This window comes from Anaerocolumna sp. AGMB13025, assembly GCF_029689925.1.
Lineage (GTDB): Bacteria > Bacillota > Clostridia > Lachnospirales > Lachnospiraceae > Anaerocolumna.
This window is the reverse complement of record NZ_CP121445.1, coordinates 2,653,601-2,671,077: the sequence shown is the minus strand read 5'-3', so window position 1 is coordinate 2,671,077 and position 17,477 is coordinate 2,653,601. Positions and strand designations below refer to the sequence as shown.

General features: G+C 36.0%; 15 protein-coding genes. 7 read left to right on the top strand and 8 right to left on the bottom strand.

Features of this window, described 5'->3' with window-relative positions; translation table 11 throughout:
- Positions 1–12: 12 nt before the first annotated feature.
- The 3 genes from QA584_RS10860 to QA584_RS10850 all read right to left on the bottom strand — a co-directional run bounded on the left by QA584_RS10860 (position 13) and on the right by QA584_RS10850 (position 2,867).
- Positions 13–1,272: a hypothetical protein gene (locus tag QA584_RS10860; RefSeq protein WP_278274540.1), complete on the bottom strand. Its 1,260-nt coding sequence runs from the start codon at positions 1,270–1,272 to the stop codon at positions 13–15.
- Entirely contained in the window at positions 1,259–2,194 is a 936-nt protein-coding gene (locus QA584_RS10855; protein WP_331487889.1) for an alpha/beta hydrolase, read from the bottom strand. The genes QA584_RS10860 and QA584_RS10855 overlap by 14 nt, the downstream gene beginning before the upstream one ends.
- A 127-nt stretch (positions 2,195–2,321) precedes the next feature.
- Positions 2,322–2,867: a class I SAM-dependent methyltransferase gene (locus QA584_RS10850; RefSeq protein WP_278274539.1), complete on the bottom strand. Its 546-nt coding sequence runs from the start codon at positions 2,865–2,867 to the stop codon at positions 2,322–2,324.
- A 487-nt stretch (positions 2,868–3,354) separates the two neighbouring features.
- On the opposite strand from QA584_RS10850, the gene QA584_RS10845 reads away from it, so the two are divergent.
- The gene (locus QA584_RS10845) at positions 3,355–4,989 is read left to right on the top strand and encodes an ABC-F family ATP-binding cassette domain-containing protein (RefSeq protein WP_278274538.1); all 1,635 of its coding nucleotides are present in this window, start codon (positions 3,355–3,357) and stop codon (positions 4,987–4,989) included.
- A gap of 480 nt (positions 4,990–5,469) precedes the next feature.
- Here QA584_RS10845 and QA584_RS10840 read toward each other — a convergent pair whose 3' ends face one another.
- The gene (locus tag QA584_RS10840) at positions 5,470–6,057 is read right to left on the bottom strand and encodes a zinc dependent phospholipase C family protein (RefSeq protein ID WP_278274537.1); all 588 of its coding nucleotides are present in this window, start codon (positions 6,055–6,057) and stop codon (positions 5,470–5,472) included.
- 732 nt (positions 6,058–6,789) lie between these two features.
- On the opposite strand from QA584_RS10840, the gene QA584_RS10835 reads away from it, so the two are divergent.
- A complete protein-coding gene (locus QA584_RS10835; RefSeq protein ID WP_278274536.1) occupies positions 6,790–8,067 on the top strand; it encodes an HlyC/CorC family transporter in 1,278 nt (425 codons plus the stop codon).
- A 280-nt stretch (positions 8,068–8,347) separates the two neighbouring features.
- Here QA584_RS10835 and QA584_RS10830 read toward each other — a convergent pair whose 3' ends face one another.
- A complete protein-coding gene (locus tag QA584_RS10830; RefSeq protein WP_278274535.1) occupies positions 8,348–9,115 on the bottom strand; it encodes an alpha/beta fold hydrolase in 768 nt (255 codons plus the stop codon).
- Positions 9,116–9,149: 34 nt separating this feature from the next.
- Entirely contained in the window at positions 9,150–9,758 is a 609-nt protein-coding gene (locus tag QA584_RS10825; RefSeq protein ID WP_278274534.1) for a nucleotidyltransferase family protein, read from the bottom strand.
- Between the two features lie 588 nt (positions 9,759–10,346).
- Here QA584_RS10825 and QA584_RS10820 point away from each other — a divergent pair.
- From QA584_RS10820 to QA584_RS10800, 5 genes are read left to right on the top strand one after another with little or no spacing between them, the layout of a single operon-like run.
- Positions 10,347–11,858 carry an amino acid adenylation domain-containing protein gene (locus tag QA584_RS10820; RefSeq protein WP_278274533.1) on the top strand — a complete coding sequence of 504 codons (1,512 nt, stop codon included), beginning with the start codon at positions 10,347–10,349 and terminating at the stop codon, positions 11,856–11,858.
- Positions 11,859–11,860: 2 nt separating this feature from the next.
- Positions 11,861–13,090: a diaminopimelate decarboxylase family protein gene (locus QA584_RS10815; protein ID WP_278274532.1), complete on the top strand. Its 1,230-nt coding sequence runs from the start codon at positions 11,861–11,863 to the stop codon at positions 13,088–13,090.
- A 49-nt stretch (positions 13,091–13,139) separates the two neighbouring features.
- A complete protein-coding gene (locus tag QA584_RS10810; protein ID WP_278274531.1) occupies positions 13,140–13,370 on the top strand; it encodes a phosphopantetheine-binding protein in 231 nt (76 codons plus the stop codon).
- Positions 13,371–13,372: 2 nt separating this feature from the next.
- On the top strand, positions 13,373–14,956 hold the full coding sequence (locus QA584_RS10805) for an MBOAT family O-acyltransferase (protein ID WP_278274530.1): 1,584 nt from the start codon (positions 13,373–13,375) through the stop codon (positions 14,954–14,956).
- 10 nt (positions 14,957–14,966) lie between these two features.
- A complete protein-coding gene (locus tag QA584_RS10800; RefSeq protein WP_278274529.1) occupies positions 14,967–15,932 on the top strand; it encodes a hypothetical protein in 966 nt (321 codons plus the stop codon).
- Position 15,933: 1 nt separating this feature from the next.
- Here QA584_RS10800 and QA584_RS10795 read toward each other — a convergent pair whose 3' ends face one another.
- Together QA584_RS10795 and QA584_RS10790 are read right to left on the bottom strand one after the other, a co-directional pair.
- Positions 15,934–16,887, bottom strand: coding sequence for a hypothetical protein (locus tag QA584_RS10795; protein ID WP_278274528.1), 954 nt, complete (start codon positions 16,885–16,887; stop codon positions 15,934–15,936).
- On the bottom strand, positions 16,874–17,389 hold the full coding sequence (locus QA584_RS10790) for a hypothetical protein (RefSeq protein WP_278274527.1): 516 nt from the start codon (positions 17,387–17,389) through the stop codon (positions 16,874–16,876). Before QA584_RS10790 ends, QA584_RS10795 begins: the two co-directional genes overlap by 14 nt.
- Positions 17,390–17,477: the final 88 nt, after the last annotated feature.

Genomic DNA, 17,477 nt, shown 5'->3' with positions numbered 1-17,477 from the left:
TTTTCCTCCTGTTTAAAGATTGGAAGCTATTTTTACATCGATGCCCTTTTTAGAAAGGGTTTGAAAGAATGTTTTTTGTATATCCGTATCCGAATAAGGCGATGTAAAACTTATTACCAGATTGTCGCCGTAAGAGCACATGCAAATCTGAGGACGTCTCGCACTGGTAAAAACATCAAATTGCCTGATATAAGGGGTAAACTCAGCCGGTATGGTTATTTTACCCACATTGGAGAGGGCTGCCGTAATTCCCCGTTCATTTATGCGGTTAGCAAGCTGCAAGGTAAGATCTTTTAAAGCTAAAGGTACGGCTCTTGCAAATACATTATGCTCAAGTGCTGCCAGGCGTTCTATTTGGTTCTTAAGGCGTTCTTCGGTTAATTCTCTGGCAAAGCTTTCACTAACACTTTTAATAACCTCTTCCATATCCGTTCTGTTTTTGCCAAAGTGGTAGCTGATATTAATAGTACTGAAAAAATTTCTGGCAGATTCTGATTCAAAGTAATTTCTCAAATTTACAGGAACAGATAGAACCACCGGCCGTCTTTTACCGCGCTCTGACATATTCTTATATATAGAATACATAAATAGAGCCGTAACATAAACCGTTAACGTTGTATTATATTCATGTGCGGCTCCCAGGACAGCTTTCACCGACATGGTTCCTTCCAATAACTGCATCTGGTTCTCTTCTCTTCTGGTTCCTCTGATATGATACGCCCTCTCGTTATTGACAACCAGGGAAATCCGTTTGCCGGTATAATACTTTAAGAAACTGTCATCCATTTTCTGTCTGACAGAGGCCTCATAGTCAAACTTAAGTTGTTGATAAGACAAGGTATCTTTATATTTTCTAATCAGGTATCGGTATAATAAGCTCTTCATAAACCAAAGCGCACCGGTGCCATCGGATAAGGCATGAAAGATTTCCAGACTGATTCTGTTTTTGTAATACAATACACGAAACAAAAGATTTCTTCTGTTTTCATTATAGATTTTAGCACAGACCGGCAGTGCTTCTTCTTCTACCACCGGGTGCAGATTACCTGTTTCAAAATAATACCAGAAAAAACCTTTTCTTAGGACTGATTTATATAGAGGAAAAACTTCTATGGTCTCATCCAATGCTTCCTGTAATAAGAAAGGTTCTACCCGTTCGAACAATTCACAGGCAAACCGAAAAACCTTGGTATCCCTGTCATTGCTGGTAGGCGGAAATATTTTCGCTGCATTGTCAAGCCTGGTCCATTCAACCCGTTTACGACGTTTCATTTATATTCTCCTCGTGAAGAAATCGGTTAATAATAGTATAGCAGCCCATAACATAGGCAGAATGCTTGGGAAAAGCTAAAAATCCATGGACTGCTCCTTTTATCCGTTCTATTCTTACAGTATTTCCATATTCTTGCAGGCGCAATCCATAAGCCTCACCTTCATCCCTTAAAGGATCATACTCCGCTGTTATTATCAGAGTATCCGGCTGATTGGTTAGTTCAGCAGCTAATAACGGGGCAACATAAGGGCTGTAACGATCCGCTTCATTACTAATATACAAATCCATATAGTCACTGATTCTCTGGGATGTTAGAAGATAACCTGTTCCATTCTCCCGCACAGACGAAAAAGGCGAGTTTTCACTATGATCATGGTAGGTTAAGGGGTACAAAAGAATCTGTCTGGTAACATTAAACTCTCCCCTATCCTTAGCCATTAGGGATACCACTGCTGCCAAATTACCGCCTGCACTGTCTCCGATTAATATAACTTCCTCTGGTTTCTTCTCAAAGACATCATGATTTAAAACAATTTCTCTTGTGACATAATAGCAATCCTCAGCTCCTGCCGGAAAGGGGTATTCCGGTGCCAGTCTATAATCGACGGATACCACCTGATAACCAGTCTGATTGGCCATGTTGGCACAGATATAGCTGTAACTGTCAATATTACCGGTTACCCATCCTCCTCCATGAAAGAATACCAGTACTTTAAACTCATGATCCTGACCAGGTTTGAAAATCCGAACCGGTATTTCTCTTCCTTGACAGATGATTTTTTTATCCAGTAAATTATACAACGGTTTTATATAAGGATGAGCTGCTAGAATGATATTGCGATGCAGCTTATAATTCTTCTTTAAATCAATTGGTAAAGTAAGGGCTTTTAAAGCCATTTTCCGAACCTTGTTCATAGCCATAGGCATCTTCCTTGCTGTATTTGGTAATGTCTCCATTTTATAGAAGAAACCGTAAAAAGTCAATGATACGGGCTCTGGAATACCTACAGATTTAAAAATAATTTTATATCGGAATTAATAACCCTAATTATATAATCAGCGGTTTCTTCGCATCCAGTATTATTGAAACCATACCTAAACTGCTAATGCTGTTTCTGGTATCAAACCGAAAGGATCGTCCGATTTTACCGTCCACCGGATTCCAATAATGATAATGAAATCTGCCATCTTCGTCACAATATTCCAGCAGTTCTACGGTAAATCCGGCTTTTTCAAACACTCTTTTTAGTGTCACATAATCATACACGATTTTGTGCGTATAAGCCGGATGATCTACTGGACCAGGACCGCCAATCTGAACCAGTTTCTGATATGCTTCATTCCTGAAATTGATATCCGGAACCGCACATCTTATATATCCCCCAGGTGCTAAAAAATCATAGCAGTTTCTGGCCGCCAAAATTCCCTCTTCCTCCGTCATATGTTCCCAGACATGCTCCGCTAACATAGCTTCGATTCCATTCTCCTCTGATATGTTGAAAAAATCTTTTTTATGTAACAAATTTAAATCTTCTTCCTGTGTACTTATCCATCCTTCAAAACTGGTTTTTCCTGCTCCAATAATAATTTTCATCTTTTTCCTTTTCTTCCTATGATAATGGGTATATTCTGAAACATTTAAAAATAATCAATTTATTATCTCTTCTTATAGGACATATTAATTATACCACGACGTTTCCCATATATATACATTAATTTCATTATTATCTTCTGTCTTCGCACCATTGAATAAAGAATAAAAAGCGTAAACCAGTTTATTTTACAATTTCTGAGGCAGTTAAAACTCTATCAGGACCAAAATAAGTCCCAGCTTCCCAGAAAAATCAATAAAACACTTGCAAAAACGTAAAATTACGTTAAAATAGAAATGATGTTAACCATACAAAATGATCGAGAGATTTAGGTGTGAAGAAAAAGCATCTCCACATCATTACGGGAAGGTTGAAAGAAAATATATAATTGAAAGGATGCCACAATACGATTCTTTCAACCTGTGAAACTTTCACATGTTAATTTGTGGCAGTATCGCAAGAAACTTGCGATATGCAATGGGTATAAAGATGATACAAGCAAGTAATATAACTTTAAGGCTTGGTAAACGAGCTTTATTTGAAGACGTAAATATTAAATTCACCGAAGGAAACTGCTATGGTTTAATCGGTGCCAATGGTGCGGGAAAATCAACTTTTTTAAAGATTCTATCCGGACAATTAGAAGCAACCCAGGGTGATATTATCATAACCCCCGGACAACGGTTATCCTTCTTACAGCAGGATCACTTTAAATACGACCAGTATGATGTTTTAAATACTGTAATTATGGGTAATCAACGTTTATATGATATCATGATTGAAAAAGATGCCATCTATGCCAAAGAAGACTTTTCAGAGGCTGATGGTATCCGTGCCAGTGAATTAGAAGGTGAATTCGCTACCTTAAACGGCTGGGAAGCAGAATCTGATGCAGCAACCCTTTTAAACGGTCTTGGTATTGATACCGGACTGCACTATAAACTTATGAGCGAATTAAACGGCAGTGAAAAGGTCAAGGTATTATTGGCACAGGCCCTGTTTGGTAACCCGGATATCCTGTTACTAGATGAACCTACCAACCATTTGGACTTAGAAGCCATCCGCTGGCTGGAAGAATTCTTAATTAATTTTGAAAATACTGTAATTGTTGTATCCCATGACAGATACTTCCTAAATAAAGTATGTACCCATACCGCCGACATTGATTATGCCAAAATCCAGCTTTATGCCGGTAACTATGATTTCTGGTATGAATCCAGTCAGTTAATGGTAAAACAGATGAAGGAAGCCAACAAAAAGAAGGAAGATAAAATCAAAGAATTACAAGAATTTATCCAAAGATTCAGTGCTAATGCTTCCAAATCCAAGCAGGCTACATCCCGCAAAAAAGCACTTGAGAAAATTGAACTGGATGACATCCGTCCTTCCAGCAGAAAATATCCTTATATTGATTTCAGACCCAGCAGAGAAATTGGCAATGAAGTCCTTACTGTAACCAATCTCTCTAAAACAATTGACGGTGTTAAGATACTTGACAATATATCATTTACTATAACCCGTGAAGATAAAGCAGCCTTTGTTGGACCTAACACCCAGGCAACTACTACTCTGTTCCGTATACTCGCAGGAGAATTAGAACCTGATGAAGGGAATTATAAATGGGGAATCACAACTTCCCAGTCGTATTTCCCAAAAGATAATACAAAGTATTTCGATACCGATGATACCATTGTAGACTGGCTTATGCCATTCTCTCCGGAAAAAGATGTAACATATGTCCGCGGATTTTTAGGAAGAATGTTATTTGCAGGTGAAGAAGGTGTTAAGAAAGTCAGAGTTCTCTCCGGTGGTGAAAAGGTAAGGGTAATGTTATCCAAAATGATGATCGTTGGTGCCAATGCCTTAATTATGGATGAGCCGACCAACCATCTGGATATGGAATCCATTACCGCTTTAAATAACGGTTTAATGAAATTCCCCGGGGTCATCTTATTTACTTCCCAGGATCATCAGTTTATTCAGACCATAGCAAACCGTATTATGGAACTTACACCAAACGGCTTAATCGATAAGGTTACTACTTATGACGAATACTTAGACAGCGATGAGTTTGCACGTAAGAGACAGGTAATGCAGATTGACCGCGGTGAAGATGATATCTGATAAAACAGTTTAAATAACCAGACTTTCACTGGTTTTTAAGTGAAAATACTCCGCGAGGCTTCTTCTGGCGGAGTATTTTTATGTATAAGGATACCCTATTGTCAAAGTGAGGGCTGCAAGCTAACTTCATGGAATAAACCTTCTGAAAAGTATTTTTGCTTTTATTCTAAGCAATGTTTCTGCAGCCACTTTGTAAAACAACAAATATCCGGGGTATCATAAGAATCAGCGAAGATTTATACTGAATAGATACAAATTCTTCATATACAAAGAATCTGGCTCGCCAGACTCTACGCTGACGCGCTGTCACATCAGTGACACCTTCCTATTAAGCGTCATGTGCATTGCAGGTCCTGCTTTTATTATATAGGATGGTTCAGAGAACGTTCCTGTATAATAAAAAAACAACGCTATCTTAAATAAAGTTGTTAATACTACTTTATTTAAGATAGCGTTATGTTATAAAACGATAAGCGCATATTATGCAGTTACGACCAGCCTATCAGAAAAATTTGTTTCAAATATGTGCAATATAGCGTCAACCACCTTGTGGCACAATTCCACGATATACATACAATCAACCTTAATAACTTTGATTGCCTTTAAATATTCCTCATGCATTTCTTTTATAAACAGCAAGATCTCATCCACGGTTTTAAATAAAGCACTTTTCTCCCGTCCTATCACGGCTTCATCACTCAGAACATAAGACTTAAATGCAAACTTTAAGTCCTTTTCATAAGAGCAGTGTTCTTTTAAACTGCCGGTAAATATTTCATTATGAGGAAAGGTAAAATAATCCGCTATATAATGGGTAATTACTCCAAGATGCCTGGAATAATATCCGGTAAATCCTCTATCGATATCATAATTGTCTGTAATTTTCAGTATTTCTTTCCTTAATATTTCAAAGGTTTCTTCAATATTATGTTTTCTTGTAATGAAAGAAGGCACACAGTCTGGTAAAATACTGCCTATATAAAATGCTTTCTTGTGATTTTGTAAATCTTCAAACTTCATACTTTTTATTAAATAATTCGCTAAAGAAATATGCGATTTTTTTCTCATAAAGTCCCCCAGTCTTAAAGGTGAGTCATTATATCTTATGCTTTACTATAGAAAAGGTCCTTCGATATATTTCGACATATCGTGTCGCCGCTAACATTCATTGTACTACTACTTTATCAAATAAACAACATTTTTATTAATAGTAAATATAGGTAATTATTAAATATTTATAAGTCAGGCTTAATAATTATGTATTTAGCGGTGTATGCTTATAAGTGGTTAAGAGACCTTCTGACTTTCGAATCATATACTATATTATAAAACAATTCCAACTAAATATAAATAGTAAAATTTAAAAATATCAGTTATAAGAGTAATAACATAAAACTCTTAAAGTTAATATGGTAATATTTTCTCACCACAGATTACAAACAATTGCACCAAACTATTGAAAATAGCCCATTTATATTGACATTTGCCACATTTTCATGTAAAATTATAACAATTGCACATGAAAACAAGCATTACTTATTAATCAAAAGGCACTTATAACGAGCAGATAATCTTATTGGATCATAGCTACTCTTTCCTTAAGAAGTAATTTATCATATTCAGGGATTAAGCTTAGGTCTTAAGATACATATCATATATAGTTTAATTATAGTAACTCATTTTTTAACTGTTAACTATTCGAAAAACTCTATTCGCTGCACAATACACATTGTGTTAAACACTGTATGAACTACTACTACGGTTATACTTGCCGCCCATTAAGAATTAGGAGATGATAATTTGGACTCGAGTGAAGTCACGCAACTGATCATATTAGGTATATTATTGCTACTATCCGGATTTTTTTCATCGGCTGAAACCGCTCTTACTACAGTAAATAAACTCCGTATCCGAAGCTTAGCTGAGGATGAAGTTAAGGAGGCCATTATTGTTAATAAGCTGATTGAGAACCCGTCCAAGATGTTAAGCGCAATATTAATTGGCAATAACGTTGTCAATTTAACCGCCTCTTCAATTGCTACTGCTCTCGCCCTTCGTCATTTTAATAGTGTCGGTGTCGGGATTGTAACCGGTATCCTTACTATATTTATATTAATTTTGGGGGAAATCACCCCTAAAACCATAGCTACCATATACTCAGAAAAAATTTCTTTACGCTATGGGCGAGTTATAAATTTATTAACACTGATAATGACCCCGGTTATATTTTTAATCAACCGGTTTTCGCTGGGATTTTTATTAATATTTCATATTAATCCCCACGCAAAATCTTCTGTTATTACAGAAGACGAACTTCGGACCATTGTTGAAGTAAGTCATGAAGAAGGTGTAATTGAGAGTGAAGAACGCAGAATGATCACGAATGTAGTTGACTTTGGTGATTCCCTTGCTAAAGATGTCATGGTACCAAGAGTGGACATGGTATTTGCGGAAGCTTCTTTAACCTATGATGAATTAGTCGAGCTTTTTGCTGTTGATAAATATACCCGTATGCCTGTATATAGTGAATCCAGGGATAATGTTATAGGAATTGTTATTATTAAAGATTTATTCTTCTACCAAGGTGCAAAAGATGATTTTAGTATCGATAAAATAATGAGAGACCCTTATTTTACCTATGAATATAAAAAAGTTTCAGAGTTATTGATTGAAATGAGAAAAGAATCCATTCCGCTTGCTATAGTACTAGATGAGTATGGCGCAACCGCCGGTCTTATTACTCTGGAGGATTTACTGGAAGAAATTGTGGGAGAAATCCGCGATGAATATGATGATGACGAAGAAGACTCCATACGAAACGTTGGAGATAATGAATATATTGCTGATGGTAACACTAAATTAGATGAAATTAATGAAGTACTTGGACTGGATTTAGAATCCGATGATTATGACTCCATTGCAGGACATATGATTTATCTTTTAGATCATTTACCTGAGGTAGGTGAAAGTGTGACCGACAATAACGTGGTCTTTACCGTTGATTCTGTCGAAAAGAACCGTATTGATAAAGTACACATTGTATTATTGCCGGAAGTAGAAAAACAATCGGAAGATTAATTACGCAAAGCATAGATACAATTATATTGAAAGCGTAATTGCTTATTTCTTATTAAATGTTGGAGTACAATTGTAATCCCCACAAAAGCTAACTTTGCGGGGTAATTTACAATCGTACTCTAATATTAATTTTAGAACCATTTATTATTGTACCATTAATGATTGAGCCATTTATTATTATACCATTAATTATAGCGTCATTTATTATTGTACCATTAAATATAGAGTCATTTAACAATAATGACAAAAATATACTTGGTATTTCTTAATTATACCAGACTCAGTTTAATAAAAAGTCCTTAACCCAAGGGGATACTACTGCAACGTTTGAAACTAATTCCGTGTGATTGAGCCCTTCAAATATTTTTATAGTAATATTATTCATTACACCCTTCTCTGCATAATGCTTCAAAGTATCTAAGACCTGGGGATTGTCCTTTGTTCCCGAATAGATAGCCAGCTTTGTTTTTATATCTTTTGAATCGATACCAACCCATTTATTCCATGCATAAAACTGTGATAAGAATACATCGATATCATTATGTCTAATCCACTCTATATCTTCCTGTGTCAAATCCAATTCATTTAAGGTATTGCTTTTCTTGGCTTTATTTAATCTTTCATATTCTTGTATCCACTCAGGAACAATATCCTTAAAAAATTTATTACCAAATGAGGAACCCCCACAGACCATTTTACTAATATTGCTGCCATATTTACATAGCTGTAATCCTATCGTACCTCCATAGGAATGCCCGAAATAATTATAGTTATGAAAACCACACTCCTTTACTACACCATTTATATCATTTATAATATTATGTATGGAATAAAAGTCCGGGCTATAAGATTTGTCACTTGCTCCATGACCTCTGGTGTCTATTGTTATTACTGTAAACTCCTTCTTAAAAACATTGATCCAATTTCTCTCTTCCCACATCTCTTTTGTAGAACCCATTCCATGAACAAGAACAAGCGGTGATCCTTTACCAAAAACCTTATAAGCGATTTTAGCACCGTCTGCCGATACTATATAATTATTATCCATTTTAACCCTTTCTGATATCTGCTTATAAGCAGTTCTACCATGGTATAATAGTTAATCCAGACCACTTTTCCAGCCAGGCAGTTACCTTTTTCCTATATATTTCTTCTGTTATCTGCACTTTATTGGGACGGACAATCTTGCCAAACAGATCATTTAACCCAAATGGCGCATATACCTTTATTCCAGTTTCCCTGGACCTTCTCACTCCTATCGCAGTTGCAGTAGTTGGCCATGTATTAATAGCTGTCTCCAGAGAAACGTAGGGAATTATTCCATTTCCAAAATGGTCTTTATACCATAAATGGACTCTTGCCTGATTTTTAACATCAATCTCTTTTTCAATATCCGAATATAGATTTTTTACTCTTTTAATTACTTTATCTTCCGAATCATAATCCATATTAATATTATCATAATAAACAAAATCTATATCCTTTATCCCATATTCCAAATCGTAACCAAAAAGATAATTCCAGACCGTCTGAGCAATGCACCCGGCTCCTAAATAGTAATTATCAAGTTTTAAGGTATCTGCCCTTTCAAGAACCTCGTTTAGCATTGGGCTGGAATTAATGATAGCTTCTAATATCTTAAGTTGCTGGTAAATGTCCGTATTGTAACCTGTAAGTTTTCTATTATCCATTTAGTCACCATATCCTCTCAATCAAAACTTTCTCTAGTTTATATTCTCAATCTAAATACCATCAATAATCAATCTCAATCTATAATGTCAATCTCCATTTTTAGTTATTCTCCATCTATAAATATTCATTCATTTAATAATCTCAGTCTAGTCTTGATTTATGATCAATCTCAGTCTGGTCTCCATCTATAATCAATCACAGTCTGATTACTTGATAATCCAAAACAGTCTTTGCTGAAATGCAGCATACATGTTTCACCAATTATAATTCATTTCCAAATAATAGTCAATTCGCCAAGAGGAACTTTTGTTCTTGTTCCAAATTCTTCTATACTTCCTTATACATCTGAATTTTTTTTTAAGTTTCTTACATTTCTTTAATATTCCTTACCAATTATTAACGCTTCTTAATTATTCTTAATTCGCTAAAATCTGATTGTTATTCAATTAATAAATGTTATAATCATTCTTATACAAAAAGGAGGTTGGTATCCGAAAGTTTAATGCAATGGTCTATGATCTTCTATTGTCCAGACCGTTTAAAACTTTCTGAAAAGTGTGGAACAAATTAAAGAGGAGTACGCAAACATGAGAAATGTTTTGGAATATCTTGAATTATCCGCTGAAAAACATCCGGATAAAACAGTTGTTGAAGATAGTAATAATTCTTGCTCATATAAAGAATTTTTACATAACGCCAAGTGCATCGGCAGTTCATTAACCGCTTATGAAGCTCCCGGTAGACCGATTATAGTATTTATGGATAAAAGCGTGGAAGCCTTAACCGCTTTTATGGGAATCGTGTATGCCGGATGCTTTTATATAATAATAAATCCGGATCAGCCAACTTTTCGTATACGGCAAATCCTGGCAGTTACCAAGGCAACTTGTATTATCACACGAAAGGAAAATACATCTATACTACCTGAAGATGAATTCACCGGAACCCAGCTTGATTATCATGAAATCTTAAGAAATGAAATAGCAGAAGACAAATTGCAATACATTCGTAATTTATCCCAGGATATAGACCCTTTATACTGTAATTTTACTTCCGGCTCTACCGGTATCCCAAAAGGTGTTTTGATAAGCCACCGGTCGGTCATTGATTTTATGGACAATTTTACTTCTCTGTTTCAGATTACCGAAACAGATATTATTGGAAACCAGGCCCCTTTTGATTTTGATGTCTCGGTAAAGGATATTTATTCCACCCTTAAAGTCGGTGCAACGATGGTTATCATACCCAAGAGACTATTTTCAATCCCAACACAGCTGCTTGATTATATCTGCGAACGAAATATAACCACCTTGATCTGGGCAGTTTCCGCATTATGTATGATTACACAATTAAAAGGGTTTACCTACCTGGTACCGACTGCTGTTAATAAGATTTTATTCAGTGGTGAAGCAATGCCGGTAAAACATCTTAAGTTATGGCAAAAGTATCTGCCGGAGGCTGTCTATGTTAATTTATATGGTCCTACGGAAATTACCTGTAACTGTACTTACTACCAGATTAACAGGGAATTTGACCTTAATGAGGTGATACCAATTGGAATACCATTTCCCAATGAAAAGGTCTTCTTACTAGATGAGAATAATAAGCAGATTACTAAGGAGGAACTTGTCGGTGAGCTTTGTGTATCCGGTACTGCCCTGGCTTTAGGTTATTATAATAACACGGAGCAGACAAAAGCTGCCTTTGTTCAAAATCCTTTGAATAAAAATTATCTGGAGCTAATTTACCGTACCGGTGATCTTGCTTTTTACGATAAGAATGGTGATTTATGTTTTGCTGGACGAAAGGATTTTCAGATCAAACATATGGGGCACCGCATTGAACTGGAAGAAATTGAATTAATAATAAACAGTTATCCTGGTATCCAAAGAGCCTGCTGTCTCTATGATACTGCCAAAAAACGAATTATTGCTTTTTATTCCGGAAATATGGAAAGAAAGCAATTACAAAGCAGAATGCAGGAATCCCTGCCTGCTTATATGCTTCCGGCTGTGTTTTTTCCTTTACCGGAATTACCAATAACAGATAACGGAAAAATTAACAGAAAAAAATTATTAGCTATTTACGGAGGAAACTAACCTTGAATGAAGTAAGTTTAGAATCGGCTATCAGTAAGTACAAAACTCCATTCTATGTTTTTGATATGGATCTATTAGCCGCACAAATCAGTAAAATCAGGATTGCTCTGGGTGACAAGGTGGAATTATGTTATGCCATGAAAGCAAATCCGTTTCTTATCAAAGAATTACAGGGACTTATCGACTATTATGAAGTATGTTCTCCAGGTGAATTTCAGATTTGTGAACGGGCGGATATTAACCCGAATAAAATCGTTATGTCCGGTGTATATAAGAATGCAAAAGACATTGAATATGCACTTAAACAATATGGAGATCAAATCATATATACAATAGAATCTCTTTCCCAATGGCAAATACTGGAACAATATACGCTAAAACACCAAATAAACGTACAGGTCCTGTTGCGTTTAACCTCCGGAAACCAATTCGGCATGGATGAAACCCTGATACGCCAGATTATACAAAACAGTAATCACACCTTCATCAACATTGAAGGAATCCAATACTTTTCAGGTACGCAAAAAAAATCTGTCAAGAAATTAGAACATGAATTAACTAGGCTCGACCAATTTTGTAATGAATTGAATAGTCAATATAATTTCACTGTCAAAAAATTAGAATATGGTCCCGGACTTCCTGTTTTTTATTTTGAAGAAGAACAGAATGAGGAAGATTTTATGTTAGATTCTCTCTCTAAATTGATAAACAATCTTACCTCTGGCGGTAAAGTCTCCTTGGAAATGGGTCGGTTCATTGCCGCTTCCTGCGGATCTTACGTAACGAGTGTGGTTGATATGAAAACAAATCAAAAAGAGGGGTACTGCATCGTAGACGGAGGCATGCATCAACTGAACTATTACGGGCAAATGCTGGCAATGAAAAGACCTCCTATCATTCATTGGAATAAACGATATGGAAAAACCTCGGAGTGGACCGTTTGCGGTTCCTTGTGTACCATACATGACGTGCTTGTAAAGCAATATCCTTTTACCGATCTGCAAGTCGGGGATAAATTAATTTTTGAAAAGACCGGAGCATATTCGGTCACCGAAGGCATCTCTTTGTTTTTAAGCCGTGATTTACCTCAAGTACTTTTATATTCAGATAAAGATAAGTTCCGTGTGGCAAGAAACTCTTTTCCTACGGATACCCTAAATTATTTTGACTGTTCCGCCAACGAAACACGAAAAGAAACAATGGATTCAATTCCAATGCTTTCTGTGGAATAAACGGATTCAGATTTTAAATAAAAATAAAACAATAAAGGAAATGAAAATTATGGAAAAATTGATCACTATTTTAGAAGATATTAACCCCAATATTAATTATGAAACGGAAACCAAACTAATCGATAATGGACTTTTCGATTCCTTTTCGATTCTTACTCTCATCCCTGAACTTGAAGACACTTTCGGAATTGAAATCACACCTGTTGATTTAGTTCCGGTCAATTTTAATTCTGCTGCTGCAATTTGGTCTATGATAACACGCCTGCAAGAGGAAGCTTAAAGATGAGTTATACTTCCGTATTATATCTGTTTATTTTTTTACCGTTCGTGATGCTTTCTTATCAGGTTACACCATCACGCCACCGTTGGAAAATACTGTTGTCTGCCAGTTACCTTTTCTTCCTATCAATAAGTGGAAAGCTTCTGGTTTATTTACTTATATCTACGGTTTCTATTTTTTATGTGGGGCGTTGGCTTTCTTCCTGTAAGAAAGCGTATCACATGAAAGAATCTGCTGCTGAAGATAAAAAAATCTTAAAACATAGATACGCAATTAAAACCCGAAGGATATTGTGGCTTGGTATAGGTTTGCAGCTGGGTATATTATTGATTTTAAAATACTCCAATTTTTTTGGTGGAAATATAAATTTTATATTAGAAGCCGTAGCTTTCCCAGTACTGCTGCCCACCTTTAAATTTGCACTGCCCATTGGTATCTCTTTTTATACCTTACAGGCTATTTCCTATTTAGTTGATATTTACTACCAAAAGATAGAAGCAGAAAATAAGATAGGCCGATTGGCCTTGTACATGTCATTTTTCCCCATTCTTCTGGAAGGTCCTATCTGCCGCTACTCTCAGACGGCAGAGACACTGTATCAGGGCAACTCACTGGATTACAAAAATGTTACTTTTGGTATGCAAAGAATTCTCTGGGGATTATTTAAGAAACTTATCGTAGCAGATCGCCTCAACATGCTTGTTGAAACAGTTTTTAACAAACCAAATCATTATAGCGGCATTACCATAATCGTAGCTGCTGTTTTATATACCTTTCAGTTATATACCGATTTTTCAGGCTGTATCGATATGACAATTGGTACCGGTCAGATATTTGGTGTAGTGATTCCTGAAAACTTCCGGCAGCCTTTTTTCTCTAAAACTGCCTCGGAGTTCTGGAGACGTTGGCATATCACCCTTGGCTCCTGGTTAAAAGATTACATATTTTATCCAATCTCCTTAACCAAGTTTGTTAAAAACCTGGGCAAGAGTGCAAGAGCAAAGTATGGCAAACATATGGGGCAAATCCTTCCCTCTTCCATTGCTTTATTTTTTGTTTGGTTAGGTAATGGATTATGGCATGGAACTGGCTGGAACTATATATTCTTTGGCATGTATTATTTTATACTGATTTTACTGGGCAATATAATTGAACCCTGGTTACAAAAGTTCATGGATTTTCTAAAAATTAACCGGGCCAGTATTCTATATCGTATCTTTCAGACTATAAAGATGCTGTTAATCATATTTACCGGAGAACTTTTCTTTCGAGCCGATACGTTAAAAAGCGGTATGCTTATGTTTCAATCCATATTCTCTGGTTTTAGCTGGTCTGTCCTTACCGATGGATCGTTATTAAAATTAGGGTTATCCCTAAAGGATTATGGAGTTGTTTTGTTTGGCTTACTTGCAGTATTAGTAGTCGGCATTCTACACGAACGTGGAATATCGATTCGCGAAAGAATAGCTGGCTGGAATCTTATCCTTCGGTGGAGTTTTCTTTACTCAGCCATACTGCTTGTAATTATTCTAGGCGCTTATGGCGACGGATATATACCGGCTAAATTAATATACGCAGGATTTTAAGAGGTAGACTATGCGATCAAAAAACTTAATAAAACCTTTTTTATTTACAACCGGATTGTTCTTATTATTATATATCCTATCCTATTTAATGCTGCCTTCCAATAGCATGGAAGAAGGTTTTTACAAAAAAATGAAAGGCATCTTAAGTGCACCTGAAAACACAATCGATTATATTATACTCGGTGACAGTGAAGGCAGTACCAGTATTTCTCCTATGGAAATTTGGAAAAATCAAGGTTATGCCGGATATAACTGCGGCGTTCCGGGTCAGCGGCTGCAGGACACTTATTATCTGCTTAAGAGATTACTTAAAAAGCAATCACCTCAGGTAATTTTACTCGAAACCAACGCTTTTTACCGGAATTTTGAATATACAAATGCACTTCAAGATGTTGTTGACGAAGCCACGAAAGTAATTTTTCCTGTCTATAAATATCATAACAGCTGGAAATACTTTAATTTCAGTATGTTGCAAAATTTAGAACATAAATCGAAAAATGCCAAGCCAAATGTATTGAAAGGCTTTCATTATAATATAATTATTAAGCCTTATACGAAAGGACCTTATATTAATCCTACAAGCAAAACTAAAAGGATTGATGATATGCCCTTGTTGTATTTAAACAAAATTGCAGATTTATGTAAGACAAAGAATATTCAGCTGATTCTTTATAGTGCGCCATCACCTTTGTGCTGGACTTATGAAAAACATAATGCGGCAGCAGCATTTGCAGAAAAGAACCAATTACCTTATGTAGACTTGAATTTGAACAATCAACAGTTAGGCATAGATTGGTCTAAGGATACCCGCGACAAAGGAAATCATCTGAATTTTTATGGAGCTAAAAAGGTGACAGACTATATGGGGACATATTTATCTGAGCACACAAATTTATCAGACCACCGTAAGGAAAAGTTATATGTGTCCTGGAATAAAGAACTGAAAAAGTACTTGGCAATAACGGAGCAGGATTAATCTAAGGCCTACATTCCGGACACGGATATGCTCCTTCCAAAGTACATTCTTCCTTGGTGTAATATGCTAATCCCGAAGTGTTGACAGGTTGGCAGTCTCCCCGGTGGTAATTCTTGATTCCATTACCCTCAGTGATATAGTAAATTCTTGATTTTGTAATTCTGGCACCAGCCAGGGAATACCGGTTATAAGTTTCCCTCCCTGCTGCTTGATAGGGATATCCTTGAAAAATAACCAGCATACTGATATCATCGATTGTCCGGTACCAGTCAGTTTTGTCAATCCGGGGCAGCCAAAACTGATATGTAATACCGAATTGTTCTGCAATGCGGTTATGCTGGTTGATATAATAATTCATACATTTTTCAATAGCCCCAATAATAGCGTTTCTCCGGATTGTATCAAATGTTTCCTGATTAGCCAGTAAGGAATCCGGAAGTTGGGGTTTTAAATCCCTATATTCTCCTTCATATATTACCTTTGCAGAAGTATCATAAATTGTCAGGTAGGTCCCAAGGGTAAATTTATATATTAAGCTTTTATCCTGATAGGCATAGGGCATTTTTTCCGTCCATTTCTGTCCAATTAAAACCTCTCCATTGGTTTCATAGGTATCTGAATAATTTATGTAAAACCCATCTGTATCGGTAACCAGAATGAGGGGTATATAACCTTTTAATCTGTTCTCCCCCTGTTCATTCCCAATCACACCAAAATTAGCAAATAAGGATTCGTAATATTGATTTACTGCTGTTTCTTTGTTCAGAACCAGTTTTCTTTTACTATCGACTTCTACTAAATCAACAACCCCATCTTCGATCGCACTATCTAAGGCTTTCTCATATTCTATCTTTTTATTGTTCACTGCCGTTAAGTTATTCGTCCGGAGGTCCATTATCGTAATTAAAGTAAGTTCTATAATAAAAAACAATATGGCTAAATTAGTTAATTTCATCCCGAATCATACCTCCGTAAGTTACCAGGATCTGCTCATCCGGGATATCGGCCCGATAAAATAATTCCATTAATTTTGTGGCAAGAGTTTTGCTTCGATTTACTACCGTAACAGATAGGTAATCCCCCCGTGAAAATTGATAGTCCTCTCCCAGGTCGAAGGTGTTTAAAACCTCGTCCTGATACGTATTGGTATAGTAAATATTATAGTCATTTAAAAATGTTCCTGTATCTTCGTCATACAGAGGTTCCACCACTTTATGGCTGTGTATGATTTCAATCTTGTATAAATTATTAGTCTGGTCAATCTTTTTGATGTAATCCATATACATAACGGAAGTTAAAAACCCGGTATTTTTTATGCTATTTACAAACTTTGTCGTTTCATCTGAAACATATACCTGACTAATAGCATCCTGTTTCTGTGCTATATATAAAAGCGGTCCCAGAAAAAGAATGATTGCTGCAAGTAAGAAAGCTACTATTTTGCTGAATGCATTCATTGATTTCCTTCTTTCGTAGGAGTTACTGCTAAATTCAGAGGATATATTATCTGGGTATGAAAAGGATTATGTTTTTACATAAATCTTA

Bases quoted from the DNA above. Each gene is read 5' to 3' on its own strand.
- QA584_RS10860 (WP_278274540.1), bottom strand. From the start codon at position 1,272: ATGAAACGTCGTAAACGGGTTGAATGGACCAGGCTTGACAATGCAGCG.
- QA584_RS10855 (WP_331487889.1), bottom strand. From the start codon at position 2,194: ATGGCTATGAACAAGGTTCGGAAAATGGCTTTAAAAGCCCTTACTTTA.
- QA584_RS10850 (WP_278274539.1), bottom strand. From the start codon at position 2,867: ATGAAAATTATTATTGGAGCAGGAAAAACCAGTTTTGAAGGATGGATA.
- QA584_RS10845 (WP_278274538.1), top strand. From the start codon at position 3,355: ATGATACAAGCAAGTAATATAACTTTAAGGCTTGGTAAACGAGCTTTA.
- QA584_RS10840 (WP_278274537.1), bottom strand. From the start codon at position 6,057: ATGAGAAAAAAATCGCATATTTCTTTAGCGAATTATTTAATAAAAAGT.
- QA584_RS10830 (WP_278274535.1), bottom strand. From the start codon at position 9,115: ATGGATAATAATTATATAGTATCGGCAGACGGTGCTAAAATCGCTTAT.
- QA584_RS10825 (WP_278274534.1), bottom strand. From the start codon at position 9,758: ATGGATAATAGAAAACTTACAGGTTACAATACGGACATTTACCAGCAA.
- QA584_RS10820 (WP_278274533.1), top strand. From the start codon at position 10,347: ATGAGAAATGTTTTGGAATATCTTGAATTATCCGCTGAAAAACATCCG.
- QA584_RS10810 (WP_278274531.1), top strand. From the start codon at position 13,140: ATGGAAAAATTGATCACTATTTTAGAAGATATTAACCCCAATATTAAT.
- QA584_RS10805 (WP_278274530.1), top strand. From the start codon at position 13,373: ATGAGTTATACTTCCGTATTATATCTGTTTATTTTTTTACCGTTCGTG.
- QA584_RS10800 (WP_278274529.1), top strand. From the start codon at position 14,967: ATGCGATCAAAAAACTTAATAAAACCTTTTTTATTTACAACCGGATTG.
- QA584_RS10795 (WP_278274528.1), bottom strand. From the start codon at position 16,887: ATGAAATTAACTAATTTAGCCATATTGTTTTTTATTATAGAACTTACT.
- QA584_RS10790 (WP_278274527.1), bottom strand. From the start codon at position 17,389: ATGAATGCATTCAGCAAAATAGTAGCTTTCTTACTTGCAGCAATCATT.